This is a genomic window from Propioniciclava tarda (assembly GCF_900182665.1).
Classification (GTDB): Bacteria; Actinomycetota; Actinomycetes; order Propionibacteriales; family Propionibacteriaceae; genus Propioniciclava; species Propioniciclava tarda.
Genome location: NZ_FXTL01000001.1, coordinates 35,947 through 57,518, shown reverse-complemented (window position 1 = coordinate 57,518; position 21,572 = coordinate 35,947). Strand labels below are relative to the sequence as shown.

Annotated in this window: 18 protein-coding genes and 2 pseudogenes; 11 read left to right on the top strand and 9 right to left on the bottom strand. The window is 69.2% G+C overall.

Translation table 11 applies throughout. From position 1 onward, the window contains the following. The first annotated feature begins 155 nt into the window (after positions 1-155). Positions 156-1,577: a dihydropyrimidinase gene (gene hydA / locus FN821_RS00275; protein WP_131170558.1), complete on the top strand. Its 1,422-nt coding sequence runs from the start codon at positions 156-158 to the stop codon at positions 1,575-1,577. A 111-nt stretch (positions 1,578-1,688) separates the two neighbouring features. Here the strand turns inward: hydA and FN821_RS00270 are convergent, their stop codons facing one another. Continuing rightward, a complete protein-coding gene (locus FN821_RS00270) occupies positions 1,689-2,306 on the bottom strand; it encodes a hypothetical protein (protein WP_131170557.1) in 618 nt (205 codons plus the stop codon). A gap of 102 nt (positions 2,307-2,408) precedes the next feature. Between FN821_RS00270 and FN821_RS00265 the strand changes: the two genes are divergently transcribed. Then, a complete protein-coding gene (locus FN821_RS00265) occupies positions 2,409-2,807 on the top strand; it encodes a globin domain-containing protein (RefSeq protein WP_131170556.1) in 399 nt (132 codons plus the stop codon). Positions 2,808-3,000: 193 nt separating this feature from the next. Here the strand turns inward: FN821_RS00265 and FN821_RS00260 are convergent, their stop codons facing one another. Both FN821_RS00260 and FN821_RS00255 read right to left on the bottom strand, forming a co-directional pair. Further along, the gene (locus tag FN821_RS00260) at positions 3,001-3,756 is read right to left on the bottom strand and encodes a hypothetical protein (RefSeq protein ID WP_131170555.1); all 756 of its coding nucleotides are present in this window, start codon (positions 3,754-3,756) and stop codon (positions 3,001-3,003) included. Positions 3,757-3,800: 44 nt separating this feature from the next. Beyond that, positions 3,801-4,175, bottom strand: coding sequence for a DnaJ family domain-containing protein (locus FN821_RS00255; protein WP_131170554.1), 375 nt, complete (start codon positions 4,173-4,175; stop codon positions 3,801-3,803). A gap of 93 nt (positions 4,176-4,268) precedes the next feature. Between FN821_RS00255 and FN821_RS00250 the strand changes: the two genes are divergently transcribed. From FN821_RS00250 to FN821_RS00225, 6 genes and pseudogenes are all read left to right on the top strand, one after another. Then, positions 4,269-5,279 carry an aldo/keto reductase family protein gene (locus tag FN821_RS00250; protein ID WP_131170553.1) on the top strand — a complete coding sequence of 337 codons (1,011 nt, stop codon included), beginning with the start codon at positions 4,269-4,271 and terminating at the stop codon, positions 5,277-5,279. A 244-nt stretch (positions 5,280-5,523) separates the two neighbouring features. Next, on the top strand, positions 5,524-7,752 hold the full coding sequence (locus tag FN821_RS00245; protein WP_131170552.1) for a S8 family serine peptidase: 2,229 nt from the start codon (positions 5,524-5,526) through the stop codon (positions 7,750-7,752). A gap of 64 nt (positions 7,753-7,816) precedes the next feature. Continuing rightward, positions 7,817-8,098 (top strand): annotated as a pseudogene (locus tag FN821_RS14980) (sortase domain-containing protein); the annotation flags it as partial. 49 nt (positions 8,099-8,147) lie between these two features. Next, complete coding sequence (locus tag FN821_RS14560; RefSeq protein WP_131170551.1) at positions 8,148-8,318, top strand: sortase family protein; 171 nt, start codon at positions 8,148-8,150, stop codon at positions 8,316-8,318. Positions 8,319-8,471: 153 nt separating this feature from the next. Further along, on the top strand, positions 8,472-10,319 hold the full coding sequence (ilvD, locus tag FN821_RS00230; RefSeq protein WP_131170550.1) for a dihydroxy-acid dehydratase: 1,848 nt from the start codon (positions 8,472-8,474) through the stop codon (positions 10,317-10,319). A 2-nt stretch (positions 10,320-10,321) separates the two neighbouring features. Next, entirely contained in the window at positions 10,322-10,906 is a 585-nt protein-coding gene (locus FN821_RS00225) for an HAD-IA family hydrolase (protein WP_131170549.1), read from the top strand. A gap of 7 nt (positions 10,907-10,913) precedes the next feature. On the opposite strand, the gene FN821_RS00220 is transcribed toward FN821_RS00225, so the two are convergent. Next, complete coding sequence (locus tag FN821_RS00220) at positions 10,914-11,177, bottom strand: hypothetical protein (protein ID WP_131170548.1); 264 nt, start codon at positions 11,175-11,177, stop codon at positions 10,914-10,916. A 117-nt stretch (positions 11,178-11,294) separates the two neighbouring features. Then, positions 11,295-12,194 (bottom strand): AEC family transporter, encoded by a 900-nt coding sequence (locus tag FN821_RS00215; RefSeq protein ID WP_131170547.1) that lies wholly within the window; start codon positions 12,192-12,194, stop codon positions 11,295-11,297. A gap of 507 nt (positions 12,195-12,701) precedes the next feature. Here FN821_RS00215 and pyrB point away from each other — a divergent pair. Continuing rightward, positions 12,702-13,781, top strand: a complete 1,080-nt coding sequence (pyrB, locus tag FN821_RS00210; RefSeq protein WP_241660031.1) for an aspartate carbamoyltransferase — start codon at positions 12,702-12,704, stop codon at positions 13,779-13,781. A gap of 81 nt (positions 13,782-13,862) precedes the next feature. Here pyrB and FN821_RS00205 read toward each other — a convergent pair whose 3' ends face one another. Further along, the gene (locus FN821_RS00205; protein ID WP_131170546.1) at positions 13,863-15,392 is read right to left on the bottom strand and encodes an amino acid permease; all 1,530 of its coding nucleotides are present in this window, start codon (positions 15,390-15,392) and stop codon (positions 13,863-13,865) included. A gap of 232 nt (positions 15,393-15,624) precedes the next feature. Between FN821_RS00205 and pknB the strand changes: the two genes are divergently transcribed. Further along, entirely contained in the window at positions 15,625-17,520 is a 1,896-nt protein-coding gene (pknB, locus tag FN821_RS00200; protein ID WP_131170545.1) for a Stk1 family PASTA domain-containing Ser/Thr kinase, read from the top strand. Positions 17,521-17,616: 96 nt separating this feature from the next. Here the strand turns inward: pknB and FN821_RS00195 are convergent. The 3 genes and pseudogenes from FN821_RS00195 to pdxH form a co-directional block, all read right to left on the bottom strand. Then, positions 17,617-18,372 (bottom strand): annotated as a pseudogene (locus FN821_RS00195) (transposase); the annotation flags it as partial. Beyond that, positions 18,318-18,821, bottom strand: a complete 504-nt coding sequence (locus FN821_RS00190) for a hypothetical protein (RefSeq protein ID WP_131170544.1) — start codon at positions 18,819-18,821, stop codon at positions 18,318-18,320. The gene FN821_RS00190 and the pseudogene FN821_RS00195, both read right to left, overlap by 55 nt. 60 nt (positions 18,822-18,881) lie before the next feature. Next, positions 18,882-19,514 carry a pyridoxamine 5'-phosphate oxidase gene (gene pdxH / locus FN821_RS00185; protein WP_131170543.1) on the bottom strand — a complete coding sequence of 211 codons (633 nt, stop codon included), beginning with the start codon at positions 19,512-19,514 and terminating at the stop codon, positions 18,882-18,884. 445 nt (positions 19,515-19,959) lie between these two features. Between pdxH and FN821_RS00180 the strand changes: the two genes are divergently transcribed. Next, positions 19,960-21,435 (top strand): DUF2252 domain-containing protein, encoded by a 1,476-nt coding sequence (locus tag FN821_RS00180; protein ID WP_131170542.1) that lies wholly within the window; start codon positions 19,960-19,962, stop codon positions 21,433-21,435. Positions 21,436-21,572: the final 137 nt, after the last annotated feature.

Below are 21,572 nucleotides of genomic sequence, written 5' to 3'. Positions count from 1 at the left end.
GTGGCCCGGAGTCGTCGAACCGCGACGGAACACCCCGCCAGCTTCGCCCTACAGTTAGGCCCATCTCCCTACAACGGCTGAGCCAGAATCTCGCGCGACCTGTAGGGCGAACGACGTGGACGCGCCCGCGTGCGGCGTCCGAAGGAGGACCTTGGATGACAACGACCCTCATCATCGGCGGAACCGTCGTCACCCCGGACGGCTCGGCGCGCGCCGACGTGCGGATCTCGGGCGAGGTCATCGATGAGGTCGGCGAGCTGGCGCCGCGTCCGGGCGAGAAGGTCGTGGACGCCTCCGGCTTGCTCGTCCTACCGGGCGGCATCGACACCCATACGCACCTGGAGCTGGACTGTGGTCCGGGGCTGCGGACGATCGACGACTGGGCGTCCGGGTCGCGGGCGGCGCTGGCCGGCGGCACCACGATGATGATCGACTTCGCCACCCAGTTCCACGGGCAGACGCCGCTGGAAGGGCTGGCCGCCTGGCACGCCATGGCCGACGGCCACGCGGTCTCCGACTACGCCTTCCACCTCGCCTTCACCGAGTGGAAGCCCGAGTTCGCCGACCAGTTCGGGGCCCTGGTCGAGGCCGGGGTGACCAGCGCCAAGATGTACATGGGCTACTTCGGGTCGATGATGGTCGAGGACGACCAGATCTTGGCGGCGCTGCGCGCGGCCCGCGAGGCCGGCATCGTGGTCGGCTTCCACTGCGAGAACGGACGCATCATCGCCGCGCGGGTCGGCGAGGAGCTCGCCAAGGGGCACACGGCGTCCTACTACCACCAGCACACGCGCCCGGAGGCGTCCGAGTGGGAAGCCGCGAACCGGCTCGGCTTCCTCGCCGAGACCGCGGACGCCGGTGTGTACGTCGTCCACGTCTCGTCCGCGGGGACGCTGGATGTCGTCGAGCAGTTCCGGGCGCGCGGCGTCCGGTACGGGGCGGAAACCTGCCCGCAGTACCTCGTGGCGGACGCCTCCGAGTACGGCCCCGAGCCAGCCGGTGGGGTGGCGGACGCGGCGTCCGAGCGGCACGCGCGCCAGTTCATGATGAGCCCGCCGCTGCGGGAGGCGTCCAACAACGACCGGCTCTTCAGGCTGCTGGCCGACGGCACGCTGAACTTCGTCGGCACCGACCACTGCTCGTTCACCCTGGACGACCAGAAGGCGCGGGCGACTGCGTTCAACCAGGTGGCCAACGGCGCACCGGGCATCGAGCTGCGGCTGCCGCTGCTGTGGTCGTACGGGGTCGTCCCGGGCAGGCTCACGCCCGAGCGCTTCGTCGCCGTGACCAGCGAGAACGCGGCCCGCTACTTCGGGATGTTCCCGCGTAAGGGCGTCATCGCCGCCGGCTCGGACGCCGACCTGGTGCTTTTCGATCCGGCGCGCGTCTGGACCGTCCGGCACGACGACTTGCACGACGCCGGCGACTACAGCCAGTACGAGGGACGCGAGCTGACCGGCAAGGTGCGCGACGTGTTCCTGCGCGGGCGTCAGGTCGTGGTCGACGGGGAGCCGCTCGCCGAGTTGGCCCCGGGGCAGTACATCAAGCGGGGGCGTCCGGACCTGACGGTGCGCTGACCCGCAGGTGACGACGGCGGCGTCCCCCGACCACGCCGTTATCGGCCCTAAGACGCCAGACGAGGACAGGTCCGGCGACGTCACCGTCACACCGACTGGGCGTACGCCTCATCAGCTCCCGGCCGCGCGGCGCCGCAGCGCGGCGATCCGGGCGCGACGGCGTCCACGAAGGAACGCCCGCCACGGAGACTGCTTGCCGAACAACACCAACAGCCCCGCGACCAGGGCGAAGACGGCCGGCAGCCCGAGCCGCGCGTAGTACGCGACGTAGGCCGGGATGCCCCAGCGGGTCGACTGCCCGGCGGCCGGACCCACTTGCTTGCCCACCACGACCGGCGGCGCCCAGTAGTAGGCGCCGTAGGCGACGCCGAGCGCCAGCCCGCACCAGGCCAGCACCGAGGCGCCGTACGCCGGGGCGCCACGGGTGTAGCGACGCATCGCAAGGGCGAAGAACCGGTGCGCGACAACGATCGCGACGACCCCGACGGCGATCATCCAGGGCTGCGGGAGGCGTCCGAAGTCGAGGGCCCATTCGCTGTTCATCAGCATCCGGCGCGGGATCGCGAGCGACCCCATGATGGACGCCGCCGTGATCCCCCAGGCCGCCACCACCAGGACGTTCGCGAGAGCCGCCAGCAGCCAGTCGAGCGCCTTTCCGGCCGAGCGCGGACGCCCCTCGGGCGCGGTCTCGGAGGCCGCCGCAGGGCTCGTCGTCATCGCTGGAGTCACGGCGCCCATGCTAGCCGCCACGCTCATAGGCGCCCGGCAGGGGCGTCCGCTGAGTCTTCCGAATCGCCAGCAGGCCAAGCGTCGCGGGGAGAGAATGAGGACGTGCTTGGAACTGCTGACGCCTACGACGCGCAGTCGTACTTCGACAAGGTTGGCGGACACGACACGTTCGCCAAGCTGATCGGCGTCTTCTTCGACGGGGTCAAGGACGACCCCGAACTCCTGGCGATGTACTCCCACGACATGGTCGGCGCCGAGGAGCGGCTGCTGCAGTTCTTCGAGCAGTACTGGGGCGGCCCGATGACCTACTCGCGCACCCGCGGCGCCCCGCGGCTGAAGATGCGCCACATGCCCTACAAGGTGACCCCGCGCATGCGCGATCACTGGCTCGGCTGCATGCACCGGGCCGTGACGAGCGTCGAGCTGCCCGCCGAGGAAGAGTTCTGGATGCGCGACTACATCGAGCGCGCCGCCGACTTCCTCGTCAACGCCGACGAGTAGGTCCCGTTAAGGGCTTCGACAAGCTCAGCCCACCGATTGGCCACGCGACTACAGAGGGATCGATCCTCGATATCGGACGCCGCGCGCGCGGCACCGCCAATCCCTGACAGCGCTGGCTGAGCTTGTCGAAGCCGCAACCGCAGGGTCTTCCCACCGGCCCGGAGCCAACGGGATGACCCGTTCTCAGCGTCTTCTACGGGCTCGCCGGCTGGGGGGCGGCCGACGGCGCGGCCACCGTGGTCGACGCAGCCGCGGGATCGGGGGTCGCTTGCGGGGCGGTGGTGACAGTGGGCGTCGCCGACGGGGCCGGGGCAGGGGAATCGGGCGACACCGGCGAGGGCGAGGCGTCCGTGACGGGTGAGACGGTGACGGGCGCCGGCGTCGGGGACGCCGTGGCCGTGGGGATGACGAGAGGTGCGGCGTCAGGCTGCTCCACGACCGCCTTGCCTGCCACCCCACCGACGGTGGTCGAGTAGCCCCCGTCGACGCTGCGTCCTGCGGCGCTCTCGGCGACGGTCAAGACACCCATGGTGAGAGCGAAGGTGACGACGGCGCTCAGGGCGACGCCGCCCAGGGCGAGTCCCCAGTGGACACTTCGGCCACGCTTCGCCTGGGGAGCGGCGGCCCGGACCACGCTCGCCCCAGACGCGACCACGGCCTGCTCGGCGGCGACGGCGTCCGAGTCGCTCGGCCCGCGGCGCGAGATGACGAGCTGCAGACCGGCGTGCGTGCGCTGGAAGCCGAAGGTGGCGAACTGCGAGACCATGCCCGCGACGACGGCCGTGACGGCCGCGCCGATGAGGGTGCCCTGGACGCCGAGGCGCGATCCGATCAGCGCGGCAGCGACGGCCGCCGTCACGCCAGCAAGCAGCTGGGCGATCTGGAACTTGAACTCGACCTTCTCGACCGCGGTGGACTCGACCTCTGTGGCCTCAGTTTTAGCACTCATGACTAATCAACGGTACGTCGGCGTCCGAGCGAAGGGAAATCGAGCTACGAGTTCTGGCGGCTTTCTCGCCAAACTCTCAGTTCGCGCTCAACATCGACCAGTCGCACCACGATCTGCGGCCGCGTGGTCGCAGCGGCGTAGAAACTGCGGATGCGCTCGTTCAGCCCCTCCAGCACCGCGCGGGCCGCGGACTCGGTCCGGACGCCTCGCAGCTGATCCTGGACGGCCGCCACCTCCTTGCGCAGCGACAGCGCATCGGGCAGCACGGGCTCGAGGTTCTCGCGCTTGATCTTCGACTTGATCCACCACTCGGGGTCGTCGTCCAGCTCGAGGGGGCGTCCGGCGCCGGGCAGGTTGTCGAACTCCCCGCGCTCCATGGCCTCGCGGATTTGCCGGTCGATCCAGGACTCGAACTGCATGGGTTCAGCGTAATTCGGCCCACCCGGGGACGCGACGGTTGGCGTCCGGACGACACACAGGCGAGGATGGACGGACCGGCGAAAGGAACCACCATGAAGCATCGTTACCTCGGCAACTCGGGCCTGAAGATCTCGGAGATCACGTACGGCAACTGGCTGACGCACGGCTCTCAGGTGGAGAACAAGGTCGCGGACGCCTGCGTGCGCGAGGCCCTGGAGCTGGGCATCACGACCTTCGACACCGCGGACGTCTACGCCAACACCGCCGCCGAGAAGGTGCTCGGTAAGGCGCTCAAGGGCCAGCGGCGGGAGGGCCTCGAGATCCTGACGAAGGTGTACTGGCCGACGGGTCCGCGCGGGCACAACGACTGCGGTCTGTCGCGCAAGCACATCATGGAGTCGATCAACGGCTCGCTGAAGCGCCTGCGCACCGACTACGTCGACGTCTACCAGGCGCACCGCTACGACGTCGAGACGCCGCTGTGGGAGACCATGACCGCCCTCGCCGACGTCGTGAAGCAGGGCAAGGCCCTCTACATCGGCGTCTCGGAGTGGACGGCCGACCAGATCCGCGAGGGTCATCGCCTGGCCACCGAGATGGGTGTTCAGCTGATCAGCAGCCAGCCCCAGTACTCGATGCTGTGGCGCGTCATCGAGGGCGAGGTCATCCCGACCTGCGAGCAGTTGGGCGTCAGCCAGATCGTCTGGTCGCCGATCGCCCAGGGCGTCCTGTCGGGCAAGTACGCCCCTGGCGCGCCGCTGCCCGAGGGCTCCCGCGCGACCGACAAGCACGGCGGCGCCGGCATGATCGCGCGCTGGATGAACGACGACATCCTCGGACGCGTCCAGGACCTCAAGCCCATCGCGTCCGACCTGGGGCTGACCATGGCGCAGCTGGCCGTCGCCTGGGTCCTGCACCACCCGAACGTCGCCGCGGCGATCGTCGGGGCGTCCCGGCCGGGACAGATGACCGAGAACGTCAAGGCGTCAGGAGTGACGTTGACCGACGACGTGCTCGCCCGTATCGACGAGGCGCTCGGCGACGTCGTCGTTCGGGATCCCGGCAAGACCTACGAGGGCATGCCGAAGGGGCGTCCCTGCTAGGTCTTCCTGGTCGGACGCCGTCCGTCGCGTCTCCACTGGGTGCTCGCCGTGCCGGAACCATCTCCGACGGCGGGCACCCGGTTTGCCGCTCTGACAAGCCCACTCGCTCGTTCACAATCGACCGAACGTAACTGTTATCGCCCCCACGTCCCCGCCCGGGTGACAGACGATGCGCCGTCGCGCGCTTAGCGTCGTCCCACCTGCGGGCTGTTCGCCGCCCGCACCTCGTTGAGGAGTTTCCCGCATGAGCACTCTTCGCCTCACCCGGCGACTGGCGACGATCGTCGCCTCCGGCGCACTACTGGTCAGCGGCCTCACGGCCCTGCCCGCCCAAGCCTTCAACCCCAACACGGACGCCCCAGCCGGACCCGGTCAGGACGCGACCCGCGCCACGATCCTCCTGGCGTCCGACCCGGTCGCGACGTCGGCGTCCGTCACCAAGAAGAACGGCAAGGTCGACCTGAACGCCGCGGCGACCAAGGCCGTCCGGGCGCAGCTCAACGAGCAGCGCAACGCCCTGAAGAAGTGGCTCCAGTCCAACGCGCCCAAGGCGAAGGTCACGGGCGAGTTCGACGTCGCCCTCAACGCCGTCACGGTGACCTTGAACGGCACCGGGATCGGCGTCCTGCGCACGGCACCCGGCGTGGCCGCGGTCGAGTACGAGGCGATCTACACGCCGCAGGCCGTCGACCCCGATCTCGCGCTCGTCAAGGGCGTTCAGGCGTGGCAGCAGTCGAACTTCGCGACGTCCGGAACGAACCCGTCCGGGTGGGCCGGCTTCGGCATCAAGGTCGGCGTCGTCGACACCGGCATCGACTTCACCCATCCCTGCTTCAACGACGCCGGCTTCCCGGCGACGACCCAGCTCGGCGACACCCGCTTCACCAACAACAAGGTCATCGCGGCGCGGGTCTTCAACAACAAGATCCAGCAGAACAAGGTGACCGCCCAGGCCATCCAGTCGCACGGCACCCACGTCGCCGGCACCATCGGCTGCAACCTGCTCACCCCGGCCGCCGTCAGCGGCGTCGCTATCCCGTACGCGCCGAGCGGCGTCGCCCCCGGCGTCCAACTGGGCAGCTACAACGTCTTCCCGGCCAACATCGAGGACGCGCGCTCCGAGGACATCTTCAAGGCCCTGCAGGCCGCGGCCGAGGACGGCATGGACGTCATCAACATGTCGCTCGGCGGTGGCGCCAAGGGCACCAACGACCTCGACAGCCAGGCCGTGAACAACCTCGACAAGGCGGGCATCGTGGTCGCCGTGGCCAACGGCAACGAAGGCCCCGGCTACTTCACCGCCGGCTCCCCCGGCACCGCGGAGCGCGCGCTCACCGCGGGCGCGTCCGCCGTCGGACACTTCGTCGGCCTCCGGGTCACCGGCACCAACGTGGACGCCTCCGCGGCGACCGGCGAGTTCGGCGTCCCGACGGCACCCGTCACGGCCCCCGTGGCCGCCCTGGCCCCGTCCCAGGAGAGCAACGGACTGACCTATGATCCGGGCGCAGGCTGTGCGGCGCTGCCGGCCGGCTCGCTGACCGGCAAGATCGCCCTCATCTCGCGCGGCGTGTGTACGTTCAGCAACAAGGTGTTCAACGCCGAGAAGGCGGGGGCCGTCGCGGCGATCGTCATCAACAACGTGGCCGGCGACCCGACCGCGATGGCGTCCGACCCGCTGTTCCCGACCACGATCCCCGCGGTCATGGTGGGCCAGGACGACAAGGCTCAGCTGGTGGCGGCCGCTGGCTCCGCCATCACGATCCAGTCCGATCTGTCGTACTTCCGGCACCCGCAGTACGACAACATCCTGGCCGGGTTCTCGTCCTGGGGTCCGACGACCGTCGACCTGCAGATCAAGCCCGACGTCGTCGCCCCCGGCGTGAACGTGCTGTCGTCCGTGCCCATGCACACCTGCACCGACAAGGTCGTGGGCTGCTGGGCGTTCTTCAGCGGCACCTCGATGGCCACGCCGCACCTCGCCGGCATGGCAGCGGTGGTGCGCGACGTGCACCCGGATTGGGCTCCCTGGCAGGTCCGCTCGGCGATCATCAACACGTCCATCCAGGACGGCGTTCTCGACACCAAGACCGGAAAGGTCGTCGAGCGGGACGTCATGAAGGTCGGCTCCGGACGCGCTGACCTGGTCGCCTCGCTGAACGCGACGGTGGCGCTGAGCCGTCCGAGCGTGTCGTTCGGCGGCGTCCCCAAGGGCAGCACCGCCCCGCGGACCCAGCAGGTCACTGTGACGAACCTGACGGCATCCACCATGACGTTGCCGGTCACGGTGGGCGAGAAGCAGGGCTCCGGGTCGTTCGGGGTCGACAAGAGCTCGATCACGCTCGCCCCCGGCGGTTCGGCGACGTTGACGATCTCGTACGCCAACGCGGCGGGCTCCCATGCCAACTCGATGAGCCAGGCGCAACTGCACCTGGGCGACGCGGCTCACGCGGCGCTGTGGGGCATGTCCAAGTAGCCCACCCTCACGCCAGGCCCGCCCCGGATCCGTCCGGGGCGGGCTTCGTGTTTTCTCACAGTCGATGTCGGACGCCGACGCGACGCGTCGCCGAAGGGTTGCTGCCGGACTGGGCTTGCGGTCTCACGCCGCATCGGACTGGGTGATGCCCGTCGTCAAGGGCGTGACCCCCGAGGCGCTGCACGTCGGCGTTGGCTGGTTCGAGGACACGGCCTCCCCCGGTCAGATCGGCAACGTCGCCGTCGCCGGTCACCACGGCACTCAGGGCATCGTCCGCGAGTTGCTCGACCCGAAGCCCGGCGCCGTCGTGCTGGTCGAGACCCGGGACGCCGTCTACGAGTACCACCTGACCAACACCCCCCGCGCAGAGCTGGGTCGACCACACCGAGACCTGGGTGACGGACCCCGTGCCCGGCAAGACCGGCGTGACCCCCACCCAGGCGTTGATCACCCTGATCACCTGCAAGAACCTGTTCCGGTCAGACGAGCGCACCGTCGCCTTCGGCGTCCTGGCGAAGACCACGCCGAAGACGCACGAGCGGCCTCCGGACCACGGGCGACGCTAGCTGAGCCTGTCGAACCCCAGGAGTAGCCTCGCCAACTCAGCTGGCGACTCATCACCCTTCCCTCGAATGTCCCCGTCCCGTTCGACGCTCGGGCGGCCGCAGCCGCACGCGGGACGCCGAACTAAGGTGGCCCGCGAGACCAAAGGAGTTTCCATGCCCGCACTTCGCTCCCGGACCACGACCCACGGCCGCAACATGGCCGGCGCCCGCGCGCTCTGGCGCGCGACCGGCCTGGTCGAGTCCGATTTCGGCAAGCCGATCGTGGCGGTGGCCAACAGCTTCACCCAGTTTGTGCCCGGTCACGTCCACCTGCAGGATCTCGGCCAGTTGGTCTGCAAGGCCATCGGGGACGCCGGCGGCGTCGGTCGCGAGTTCGACACGATCGCTGTCGACGACGGCATCGCGATGGGCCACGCGGGCATGCTCTACTCGCTGCCGAGTAGGGAGATCATCGCCGACTCCGTGGAGTACATGGTCAACGCGCACGCCGCGGACGCCCTCGTCTGCATCTCCAACTGCGACAAGATCACGCCCGGCATGATGCTGGCGGCGCTCCGGCTGAACATCCCGACGGTGTTCGTCTCGGGTGGTCCGATGGAGGCCGGCATGGCCGTCGTGGACCCGGCCAAGGGCACCGTCCAGACTCGCCTCGATCTCATCGATGCCATGGTCCAGGCGGTCGACCGCAACGTCTCCGACGAGTCCATCCAGACCATCGAGCGGTCGGCCTGCCCGACGTGCGGCTCGTGCTCCGGCATGTTCACCGCTAATTCCATGAACTGCCTCGTGGAGGTGCTCGGCCTCGGGCTCCCCGGCAACGGGTCGACGCTCGCGACGGCGTCCGCCCGAAAGGGGCTCTTCGACGAGGCCGGACGCCTCATCGTCGACCTCTGCAAGCGCTATTACGAGGGCGACGACTCCTCGGTGCTGCCGCGGGCGATCGCGACGAAGTCCGCGTTCATGAACGCGATGACCGTCGACATCGCGATGGGCGGCTCGACGAACACCGTGCTGCACCTGCTCGCCGCCGCGCAGGAGGCGGGCGTCGACTTCGACAGCGACGACATCGACGCGCTGAGCCGGCAGGTGCCGTGCATCTGCAAGGTGGCGCCGAACACGCACGACTACTACATGGAGGATGTCCACCGCGCTGGCGGCATCCCGGCGATCATGGGCGAGCTCGACCGCGGCGGGCTGCTCGACCGGGGCGTCCACGCGGTGCACTCGCCGTCGCTCGAGGCCTGGCTGGGCGCCTGGGATCTGCGATCGGGGTCCACGTCGGACGCCGCCCGCGACCTCTGGTACGCCGCGCCGGGAGGCGTCCGCACGACGCAGGCGTTCTCGTCCACGAACCGGTGGGAGACGCTCGACACGGACGCCGCGGGCGGCTGCATCCGGTCGGTGGAGCACGCGTACACGCGCGACGGGGGGCTGGGCATCTTGAAGGGCAACCTGGCCCCGGACGGCTGCATCGTGAAGACGGCGGGCGTCCCGGAGGCGCAGTGGACGTTCCGCGGGCCCGCGAAGGTCGCGGAAAGCCAAGACGAGGCCGTCGAGATGATCCTCGGCGGTGCGATCGCCGAGGGCGATTGCGTGGTCGTCCGGTATGAGGGCCCGAAGGGTGGTCCGGGCATGCAGGAGATGCTCTACCCCACCTCGTACCTCAAGGGCGTCGGCCTCGGACCCAAGTGCGCGCTCATCACCGACGGGCGGTTCTCCGGTGGGTCGTCCGGGCTGTCACTAGGGCACATCTCGCCCGAGGCGGCGTCCGGCGGCACCATCGGACTGGTCGAGGACGGCGACATCATCGAGATCTCGATCCCCGAGCGGCGCATTCACCTGGACGTCCCCGAGGACGTCCTGGCCGAGCGCCGGGCACGGCAGGACGCCGCGGGCTGGCGTCCGAAGAACCGGGTCCGCGTCGTGTCGAACTCGCTGAAGATCTACGCCTCGCTCGCCCAGTCGGCCGACAAGGGCGCCGCGCGGCGCGTCCTGGACTGACCGTGACGATCCGGGCGCTGCTGCTCGACGGTGACGGCGTCTGCCAGCATGCGCCGTTCGGCTGGACGGCGGGCGTCCTGCGGCGCACCGGCGCCCGGGACTGGGCGGAGATCGCCACGATCGAGGGTCCGTTGATGGTGGGCGGCGATGTCGCGTCCCGCTACGAGACGGGGTTCCCGAACCGCACGGTTGAGGTGTCAGAGATCCTCGACTACTGGAACCTGACGGTGGTGGACGCCGCGGCGCTGGAGCTGATCGACCGGGTCCGGGAGCGGGGCGTCTCGGTGCATCTGGCGTCGAACCAGCAGCCCGTCCGGGCGGCCGCGATGCGCGACCTGCCCTACCGCGCGCATCTGGACGGGTTCTTCTTCAGCTGCGATCTGGGGCTGGCCAAGCCTGATCCGGAGTTCTTCCGGACCATCGTCGCCCGGCTGGGCTGCGCGCCGGCAGAGACGCTGTTCGTGGACGATATCGCCGCCAACGTCGAGGGCGCCCGCGCCGCCGGCCTGGTCGCTGAGCAGTTGCAGCAGGACCACGCCGCCCCAGGCTTGGCCAAGATTCTTCGGACGCACGGGCTGATCGCCTGAGCGAGGTTCACGCCGGACGCCCCGGCTTGCGGTAGGCGTCCGCGACGTCGCGCTGGGACAGCACGACGAAGGCCACTAGGACCAGGCACGAGAACACGATCTGCTCGGCGATCATCCAGGATGGGTACAGGCCCGGGATCAGGCACGTGCCGATCGCCACGCACGGGAAGACGATGCTGAACAGGCGCAGGCGCGAGTAGGCCCACCACAGGCCCGCCTGGGCGCGGAACCAGAAGAAGAACAGCGTCGCTGCGATCGCGAAGATCACCACGAGCCGCCACCAGACGACCCCCGGTGAACGGTCCGCCGGACGAAGGGGGAACGCGGTGCGTTGCTCGAGGCGTCCGAGGCGATCAGCGGGGAGCGGCGGGGTGCAAGACAGAAGGGACTAGGCGAAGACCGGCAGGTTCGTGACGACGATCGCCAGCGTCCCGATGGACAACAGGGTCGAGAGCGCGACCTCGGATGCGACCGTGTCGGCGTCCTCGGAATACTCCAAGGCGATCATCGCGATGTTCACCGCGGTCGGCATCGCGCACGCCAGGACCAGCGACTGCAGCGGCAGTCCGGACAGGCCGACGAGGCGTCCGACGCCCCAGGCGAGCAGAGGCAACACCACGACGCGCAGTGCCGTCGCCAGCAGCACCGGACGCGTCACGTGGATCTTCTTGGACGACCCCAACTGGACGCCGAGGCTCAGCAGCACCATCGGGATGCACGCCTGGGCCACCAGCTCGACGGCCGCGTTGACCCCGACGGGCAGGGTCAGGTTGGTCGCCTTCAGAACGAGCGCCGCCGCCATCGCCCACAGCGCGGGCAGCCGGACGATCGCCAGCAGGGCCGCGCGCGGCCCGCCGTGAGAGCCGAGCAGGACGGGTCCCACGGTCCACATCAGCACGATCGAGAACAGGAAGATCACTACGGCCTGATCGAGGCCGGCCTGGCCGAGGGCCAGCAGCGCGATCGGCAGCCCGAAGTTTCCGTTGTTGCCGACGACGGCGCAGGCGATGACGGGTCCGCGGGACTTGGCCGGGACGCCCCGCGCCGCGACCCAGGCGATCAGCCCGATCGCCAGCGAGGTCGCCAGGTAGGCCACACCGAGGCCGACGACCTGGCCCATGGGCAGCTGTGTCTTCATGATCGAGCTGAACGCCAGCGCGGGCACGAGTCCGAACAGCTGGATCTTGTTCGTCGAGGTCTGGTCGATCGTGAACTTCCGCGCCAAGAACGCCCCAAGCCCCGCCACCAGAATGACGGGGAGGATGACCTCGGTCAGCGCGCGAACCACGACTCGCAGGCTATGCCGCGACGGCGTCCGATCGTCGCCGATATCGGACGCCGGACCGAGCCTGCTTGCTGGAGCGGCTCGGACGCCAGGTCAGCGCACTACCCGGTGCCGTCGTTACTCGGACGCCGGTCAGCGCAATGTCTGGTGCGCCCTGGTGTGTCCTTCATTGCGCTGACCGGACGCGAGCGTGCAGATCATTGCACTGACCGGTGACGAAGCACCCGCCGCTCATCCCCCCCGGCCAATGGGCGCGGTCCGAGTCAGTGCGTGCCGTCCCGCTCTCAGCCGCGCGGTCAGCGCAATGTCTCGTGCGCCCTGGCGTGCGATTCATTGCGCTGACTCAGGCACGACGTGCAGCTTATTGCGCTGACCGCTCCGGACGCCCCTCGAGCCCCCAACGACAGCCCACCAACGGGCCGATGCGAACGGGAGGCGTCCGAGGAAGTAGAGTGGCGCCCGGCCCGGCCCCGGGACGATGACGCCGGGCGCAGAAGGAGCCATTTTCTCATGATGAACCAGGCCATCGCGGCGCCGTTCGGTGAGGGTGCAGACCTCATCTCCACCACCCAGTTCGACCGTGATTCGGTCGAGCGTCTCTTCTCTCTTGCCGACAGCCTCCGCCCGCTGGGCCGCAGCGAATACGCCTGCGACGTGCTGGGCGGCGCGGTCTTGTCGAGCCTGTTCTTCGAGCCGTCGACCCGAACCCGCCTCAGCTTCGAGGCCGCGTTCTCCTACCTCGGCGGCAAGGTGCTCACGACGACGGGCTTCACGTTCTCGTCCATGGCGAAGGGCGAGTCGATCCACGACACGGCCCGAGTCATCTCGGGCTACTGCGACGTCATGGTCATGCGCCACCCCGACAAGGGCTCGGTCAAGGAGCTGGCGGACGCCTCGCTCGTCCCGGTGGTCAACGCCGGAGACGGCGCCGGCGAGCACCCGACGCAGGCCCTGCTGGACGTCTACACGCTGCGCCGCGAGCTGGCCAACCGCAACAAGGCGGTCGAGGGCTCGGTCGTTGCGATCATCGGCGACCTCCGCTACGGACGCACCGTCCACTCGCTGATCGACCTCATGCGCCTCTACAAGGGCGTCCGGTTCCGCCTCTACTCGCCGGCATCGCTGGAGCTGCCCGCCGAGTTCTTCGAGCGTTCGGACGCCCACCGCCTGACCGTCTGCAACTCGGTGGGCGAGGCCCTCAAGGGTGCCGACGTCGTCTACTGCACCCGCGTCCAGCGCGAGCGGATCACCGACGAGCAGGTGGCGGCGTCCATCGAGAAGTCGGTCCTGCTCAACCGCGACATGGTGCTGGAGCACAACTCCAAGGACCTGATCATCATGCACCCGCTGCCGCGCGACTCGCGTCCGGGCAGCTTCGACCTGAGCGACGACGTCGACGACCTGCCCGGCCTGTCGATCTTCCACCAGACCGACAACGGCCTCATGGTCCGCATGGCGATCTTCTGCACGATCTTCGGCTTGGACGCCAAGGCGCTCAAGGCGTCCTACACGGTGCCGAAGTGGCACAGCGCCAAGCCGATCTCGCGTCCGAAGCTGCACGGCGCGGTCCGCCAGGCGCAGGACTGGTAAGCCGCCTCAACATAAGAGGTGGATTCGCCCCCGATGTCGGGGGCGAATCCACCTTTGTCTTTGTTCGGCGCCGTCCTGAGGTCAGTCGTCGGCGAGGATCTCCTCGGCCTCCTTGGTGTTGTGACCGGTGCGGTCCTTCATGAAGTGGTTCTTGCCACCGAGGAACCACGTGACCGCCGAGAAGATGATCACGATCAGCACCGTCACCGGCGCGTAGTTGAACGTGTCAACCGTGATCGGGTTGGCCGGCGGCAGCATGAAGAGGATCACGATGAAGACGACCCAGGCGACCGCGATCCAACCCACGATGGTGCTGTACTTGCCCAGGTTCCAGCGACCGGGCACGAAGTGCGTGTTCGTGCGACGCAGGAAGACCGGGGTCACGTAGGCGATGTAGAGGCCGATGACCGCGATCGAGGTGACGGCCAGGTAGGCGGTCGTCGACACGAGCGACGGGGCGGCGAGGATCGCCGAGCAGGCCACGACCAGCCAGATGGAGTTGGTCGGGGTGCCGGTCCGCGGGTTGACCTGCGACCACAGGCGCGAGCCGGGCAGCGCGTTGTCCCGGCTGAACGCGTACGACATGCGCGAGGACGACGTCACGCACGCCATGCCGCAGAAGAACTGGGCGACGGCGCAGATGAACAGCAGGAACAGGCCCAGCGTCGGGCCGACCGCGTCGATGAAGATCTGCGCGGGCGGCAGACCCAGCTCGGTGCCGAGGGCGCCGTCGTAGTCCTTGATGGCGGACGTTACGGCGATCAGCAGCAGCCAGCCGGCGAACAGCGAGACCAGCACCGAGTTCACGATGCCCTTGGGAGCGTTGATGGCCGCGTTGCGCGTCTCCTCAGCGACGTGCGCGGACGCGTCGAAGCCGGTGAACGTGTACTGGGCCATGAGCAGGCCGATGAGGACGGCGTAGATCGGGCTCGCCCAGCCGGTGTTGTTGACGAAGGCGGTGAAGGTCCAGTCGAGCGGTTGGTGGTGCTTCGGGACGAAGAAGAGGACGCCGATAATGATCGCCGCCCCCGCCAGGTGCCACCACGCCGAGACCGTCGTCAGCAGCTTCACGACGTTGACGTTGAAGGCGTTGAGCAGCCCGTGCAGGCCGAGGATGATCAGGAAGCAGACGAACTGCGTCACGTGATCGACCGGGATCCCGGCCACCTGGTTCAAGAAGGCCATCCACGTGACCGCAGCGCCGAAGTCGACGGCCGCGGTGACCGCGACCTCGCCCATGAAGTTGAACCAGCCCACCACCCAGGCCCAGCCGCGCTTGTTCTTGGTGGCGAGGCGTCCGGCCCAGTAGTACAGGCCACCGGCCGTCGGGTAGACGGAGCAGATCTCGGCCATCGCCAGGGCCACCAGCACGACGAAGACTCCGACGACGGGCCAGCCGATCGTGATCGCCATCGGACCGCCTGCGTTCATCGCGATCGAGTACGACGTGATGCAGCCGGCCAGGATCGAGATGATCGAGAACGAGACGGCGAAGTTGGTGAAGCCGGACATCGTCCGGCGGAGTTCCTGCTTGTAGCCAAGTTCGGCGAGCTGGGCAATATCGGCTTCGTGAATCTGATCAATTTCGGCCTGGCGCTTTTCCGCGCTCATACGGGCCCCCATTCGGTCGTGTCAGGTCGGGGCGACCTCGCCCCCGGGTTGGCTTAGTAGACCCGGCGGCGGCGTCGCGGGTCAATGGTTGTCAGACAACGCTTTCGTAGCGCGGTACAACTCGGACGCCGCCCGTGCGGTCCGCGGTGGGTCCTGGAGGGTCTGACCGGACGCCGTGGCTATCATCGGCGTGACTTCCCCTGCAGTTTTCTCGCGTGAAAGTGCGACGCTCATGACCACGACGGACGCCTCCGACCCCATGGTGGGACGGCTCGTCGACGACCGTTACCGGATCGTCCGTCGACTGGCGCGCGGCGGCATGGCCGTGGTCTACGTCGCCCAGGACCTCCGGCTGGCCCGCACCGTGGCGCTCAAGATGATGTACGAGAGCCTGGGCCACGACCCCGACTTCGTGCGCCGCTTCGACGTGGAGGCCCGTTCGGCTGCGCGGCTCGTTCATCCGCACGTGGTGGGCGTGTTCGACCAGGGCGTCGACGGGGACCGTCCGTACCTCGTCATGGAGTACGTCGACGGGCCGACGCTGCGCAGCGTGGTCACCGACCAGGCGCCGCTCGACCCGTCCCGCGCGGTGGGACTGATGATCCAAGTCGCCGAGGGGGTGGCGGCGGCCCACGAGGCCGGGATCATCCACCGCGACCTCAAGCCCGAGAACATCCTGGTCGCGGCGCGTGAGCAGCTGAAGGTGGCCGACTTCGGACTCGCTCGCGCGGTGACCGCGACGACGGCGTCAGGCTTCAGCACGCTGCTCGGCACCGTGTCGTACGCGGCGCCCGAGGTCGTCACCGAGGGCCAGGCCGACACCCGCTCGGACGTGTATGCGCTCGGCGTGGTCCTCTACGAGCTGCTCACCGGCAAGCAGCCACACACCGGCGAGACCCCCCTGCAGGTGGCCTACAGCCACGTCCACACCAACGTCGCGCCGCCGTCGTCGGTCGGGGTGCCGGGCATCCCCGACTACCTGGACGCCCTGGTGCTGGCCGCGACCGCGCGCGAGCCCGCGCAGCGGCTGGCGGACGCCGGCGTCCTGCTGGCGCGGCTACGACAGGTCCGGGACGCGCTCGCGGCCGGCGTCCGGAACAGCCCGTTACTCGCCGCCCAGCAAGCGGCGGTCGGGCTTGGGCCGGACGAGACGGCGACGCAACACCTGGCGTCCCCTCGGCCGGGCGCGACGGTCGCGGTGCCGAACACGACGGCGAAGCTCGCGCCGGTGGTGGTCGCCCGGAAGCGGCGTCGCCGGCGCCTGCTGCCGCTGCTGGCCGTGCTGCTGATCCTCGGGCTGCTGGGCGGGGCGGGCAGCTGGTACCTCTTGGAGGGACGCTTCACGACGATGCCCGCGCTCGCCGGGCTCACCGAAGCCGAGGCGGTCGGGCTCGCCAAGGACCACCACCTCACCGTGCATTTCAACAGCGACTTCAGCGAGACGGTGCCGGCCGGGAAGGTGATCTCGTCCGATCCGGACGCCGGCGTCCGGGTGATCTCGGGCGGCGAGGTCAGCGCCTACCTCTCGAAGGGGCCCGAGCGCTACACGGTCCCCAAGCTCGCCGGCACGCCTGCCGCGGACGCCGCCGCGGCGCTGAGCAACGCCCATCTGGCGCTGGGCACCCCCACCGAGGTCTGGAGCGACACCGTCGCCGCCGGGGTCGTCATCAGCAGCGATCCGGACGCCGGCGCGTCGGTGAAGTCCGGGACGGGCGTCAACCTCACCGTGTCGAAGGGTCCGCAGCCCGTCACGCTCGTCAGCTACGTCGGCAAGCCCCTGGCCGAGGCGAAGGCGTTCTACGAGGGCGCCGGACTCAAGGTCGCCGTCTCGGCGGAGCAGAACGACGATCGGGTTCCGTCGGGGAGCGTGATCTCGCAGGATCCCGCGTCCGGCACGGTGGCCAAGGGCGGCACGGTCTCGTTCGTGGTGTCGAAGGGGCCGGTCATGGTGGCCGTTCCGAAGATCACCGGGCTTGCCGAGGCGGCGGCGGTGAAGGCGATCACCAATGCGGGGCTCAAGGCGAACGTCAGCTACCGGTCGAAGTACCTGATGCGCGCGACCAACACGAACCCCGCCGAGGGGACGCTGGTGCCCAAGGGGTCCGCGGTGACGATCTTCATCGTTTGAGGTGTCGGGTGGCCACGCAGCCGTGGCGCGCGAGCCGTAGCCCCGTTGGCTGAGCTTGTCGAAGCCCTTGATAGAGGGGTGTCCCTATGTTCTGTGTCAAGCGGCGGGGACTGATTCGACGGGTGGTGTCTGGTAGTGGCTGCCGGTCCTGAGCATGGCGTGGAGCACGTCGCAGCGGCGGCGCGCCAGGCAGATGAGTGCAGCGTTGTGCTTCTTGCCCTGGGCTCGTTTGCGGTCGTAGTAGGCGCGGCTGACGGGGTCGGCTCGCAGGGCGGCGAACGCGGACAGGAACAGTGCCCGTTTGAGGTGCTTGTTGCCGCTGCGGGCGGGGAACTCGCCGCGGATCGAGGTGCCCGAGCGGCGAGTCACCGGCGCGAGTCCGGCGTAGGCAGCGAGGTGGCCGGCGGTGCGGAACGCGCTGCCGTCGCCGACGTCGAGGAGGATGCGGGCTGCGGTCCTGACCCCGACGCCGGGCATGGAGGTCAGGACCTCGGCAAGAGGGTGTGCATCGAGGACCTGTTCGACCTGGGTGGCGATCTCGGCCCGCTGATCCAGCGCGGTGGCCAGGCTGGCCGCGAGTTTCGGCAGGACAGTGTCGGCCGCAGCGGTCCCGGGAACGGTCACTGTTTGTTCACCAAGGGCCTTCACGATGGCGTCGACGAGTTCGGTTGCCCGCCGCGGGTTGGCCTTGGTCGCGGTTCGCAGCAGCCGGGTCTTCCCGGCGGTGGCCATGCCTTGGGGGCCGCCGTGGGTCTTGAGCAGGGCGAGGACCTGTTTGGTGGCCAATCTTGGTCCGATTACGCGTTCCAGGGCAGGGTGAACTTGGGTGAGCAGCCCGCGGATTCGGTTCGACAGGCGCTGCGAGGCGTCCCGTCGACGTTCGTGACGATGATCGGCTGCCGGCGGGCGATGACGTACAGGAACACCGCGCCGCCGAGGATCAGCAGGCCGAGCACCATGTGGACGTACATCATGGCGCCGAGCGGGGCGCCGTCCTCGGGCGCGAAGAACAGGCCGAGCAGCAACTGGACGACTCCCGCGACGGCGAGGCCCACGGCGTGGCCGATGAGCCCGGTGCCGCGGCTGAGGCGTCCCCAGATGACGGCCGGGACGGCCGTGGCGATGGCGGCCGCGGCGAACAGGTACCCCAGGCCTTCGTGCGCGTGCAAAAGCATCTCGTTGTCGACGGCGATCATGATCACGGCCACGATCGTCTGCAGCACTGCGATCACGGCCGTGATGGCCGCGAACATCCGAAGGCGCTTGTGGGAGGTCGTGGGCTCGAGCGTGGTGATTGGCACACGCTCAGGGTAAGCCACACGGGGCACACGGGCGAATGTGCCTCCCCTGGCTGGTGCGGATCAGGGGGCGAGGCGTTCGCGCACCCAGTCGTCGGCGACGAGGCGATACCGGACGCGGTCGTGCAGCCGCGAGGGGCGTCCCTGCCAAAACTCCCACGTGTCTGGGACGAGCCGGTAGCCGCCCCAGTGCTCGGGCCGCGGTGGCCGGACGCCGAACCGCGCGCCCGCCTTGGCGGCGTTCGCGACGAGCGTTGCCCGGGACCCGATGACCTGCGACTGCGGGGACGCCCACGCCCCGATCCGGCTGTCGAGAGGCCGGACCGCGAAGTAGGCGTCCGAATCGGCGTCCGAGACCTTCTCGACGCGTCCCTCGATGCGGACGACACGCTCGAGCTCGACCCAGTGGAACTGCAGCGCGGCTAGCGGATGCGCCGCCAACTCGACACCCTTGCGGGAGGCGTAGTTGGTGTAGAACACGATGCCGGCTTCGTCGAAGGTCTTGACCAGGACGATGCGGGTCGAGGGGCGTCCGTCGGCGCCCACGGTCGCCAGGGTCATCGCGTTCGGCTCCGGCACCTTCGCCGCGACGGCGTCCGAGAACCAGCGTTCGAACTGCTTCAGTGGCTCGGACGCCGCCGTCGCCTCGTCCAGTTCGGACGCCTCGTAGCTCTTCCGCATGCTGCGCAGATCCATGGGGTCAGCGTAGGGGCAGGTGGACGCGGGTGGGGTTTGACTGGGCGCTCCCCGTCTCGGTGATCCGAAGCACTCAGCACCCAGTCACCTCCCGGACGCCGCGGTCCGACCCACCAGCGGTTGACTGAGTGCTCAGTGTGTCGGTTTTCCGGGAGGTTCAGCACTCAGTGACGTCGCCGGAGTAGAGGTGGACGCGCCGGCGGTTGACTGAGTGCTCAAGGTGTCGGCTTTCCGGGAGGTTCAGCACTCCGTCACGTCGCCGGAGTAGAGGTGGACGCGCCGGCGGTTGACTGAGTGCTCAGGGTGTCGGTTTTCCGAGATGTTCAGCACTCAGACGGCCACAGTGAGGTGGCCGAGCCATGCGCCGACGCTGTAGTCGGAGGTGTTCATCGGCGCTACGCAGCCAAGGGTGGCCTTGGACGCCGATCGGGCGGAGGATCGACCCATGCCCGGACAGCACGCGATCATCGACGCCCAGGACGCCAGCGGTTTCCAGTCGCTGCGGGCCGCTCCCCCGACCCGGGCCGAGCGCCTCGCGCTGGGCAAACGGCTGCGCCAAACGGTGCCCATCGCCGACCTCGCCCGCTGGTCGGCGTCCGATCGCCGTGACGACCCGGTCGAGCTGGTCATCGCGAACCACATCGGACGCGTCAGCGAGCTGGTCGGCGTCCGGGTGGCGCGGATGGCGGCGTCCCCGTACGGGTTCCTGCGCGGATCGGCGGTGGTGATGGCGTCCGACTCTGCGCAGCTGCCCAGCACGGGGATCCGTCCGGTGATTTGCGGCGACAGCCACCTGGGCAACTTCGGCTTCTACCGCAGCCCCGAGGGCGAGCAGGTCATGGACCTCAACGACTTCGACGAGGCGCATCCGGGCTCGTGGGAGTGGGATCTGCGGCGACTGACGGCGTCCATTCACGTCGCCGGACGCGAGAACGGGCACTCCGAGGACGCCTGCAGCGACGCCGTCCGCGCGTGCGTCCTGGCCTACCGCGATGAAATGCACGACCTGGCCGAGCAGCCACTGTTCGGACGCTCCTTCAACCGCCTGGACGTGTCGCGGCTGAAGCGGACCGTCCGCAACGAGACCCTGCGCAGCGAGATCGGCCGCGCGGTCGCGGTGGCGCGCAAGAAGACCTCCGACCGAGCGCTGCCGCGGTTCACCACCGAGACCGGCCAGGGACGCCGCATCGTCGCCGAGCCGCCGCTCATCACGCGGCTGCCCCAAGGCGAGTTCGAGGCGGTGGCCGAGGCGCTCGACCACTACCTCGCGTCGCTGCAGCCGCACTGGCAGCGGGTCGTCGGCGGCTACACGCTCGTCGACATCGCGCACAAGGTCGTCGGCGTCGGGTCGGTGGGCCTGCGCGCCTACGTGGTCCTGCTGGAGGGGTCGTCCCCGGACGATGTGCTCTTCCTGCAGCTCAAGCAGGCACGGCGGTCGGTGCTGGCGAAGTACGTGCACGGCGGACGCGCCCTGCACCAGCATCAGGGCCAGCGCGTGGTCGAGTACCAGCAGGCGTTGCAGACCGTGTCGGACCCGCTGCTCGGCTGGACCACCGTCCACACCCCCGTGGACGCCGAGGTCGTCAACTGGGACGCCGACGTCATCGCCCGCGACTTCTACGTGCGGCAGTTCCGCAACATGAAGGGCACGGTCCCGCTGGACGCCATGACCGCCGAAGCCCTGTCTGACTACGCCGGACTCGTCGGCCACCTGCTCGCTAAAGGCCACGCCCGCACCTCGGGGGCGTCCATGGTCTCGGGGTACCTGGGCAATGGGGCGGCGGCGTCCGAAGCATTTGCGGCGTACGCGACGGCGTACGCGGACCAGACCGAGGCCGACCACGCCGCCTTTGCGGCGGCAGCGAAAGCCGGACGCCTCCCGCTCGACGAAACGGTGGTCGGGACGGCCTTTCGTCCCTAGTCCGGACGCCGTCAGCGTCAGTCCAGGGCCAGGACGAGTTGAGGGCCTTTCCGATCGCGACGAGCTCGGAGTGAGCTGCGCGACCCCCAGCCTGGCTCGGGCCTCTTGCTGGCGGAGTTGCTGTTCTCTGACGACAA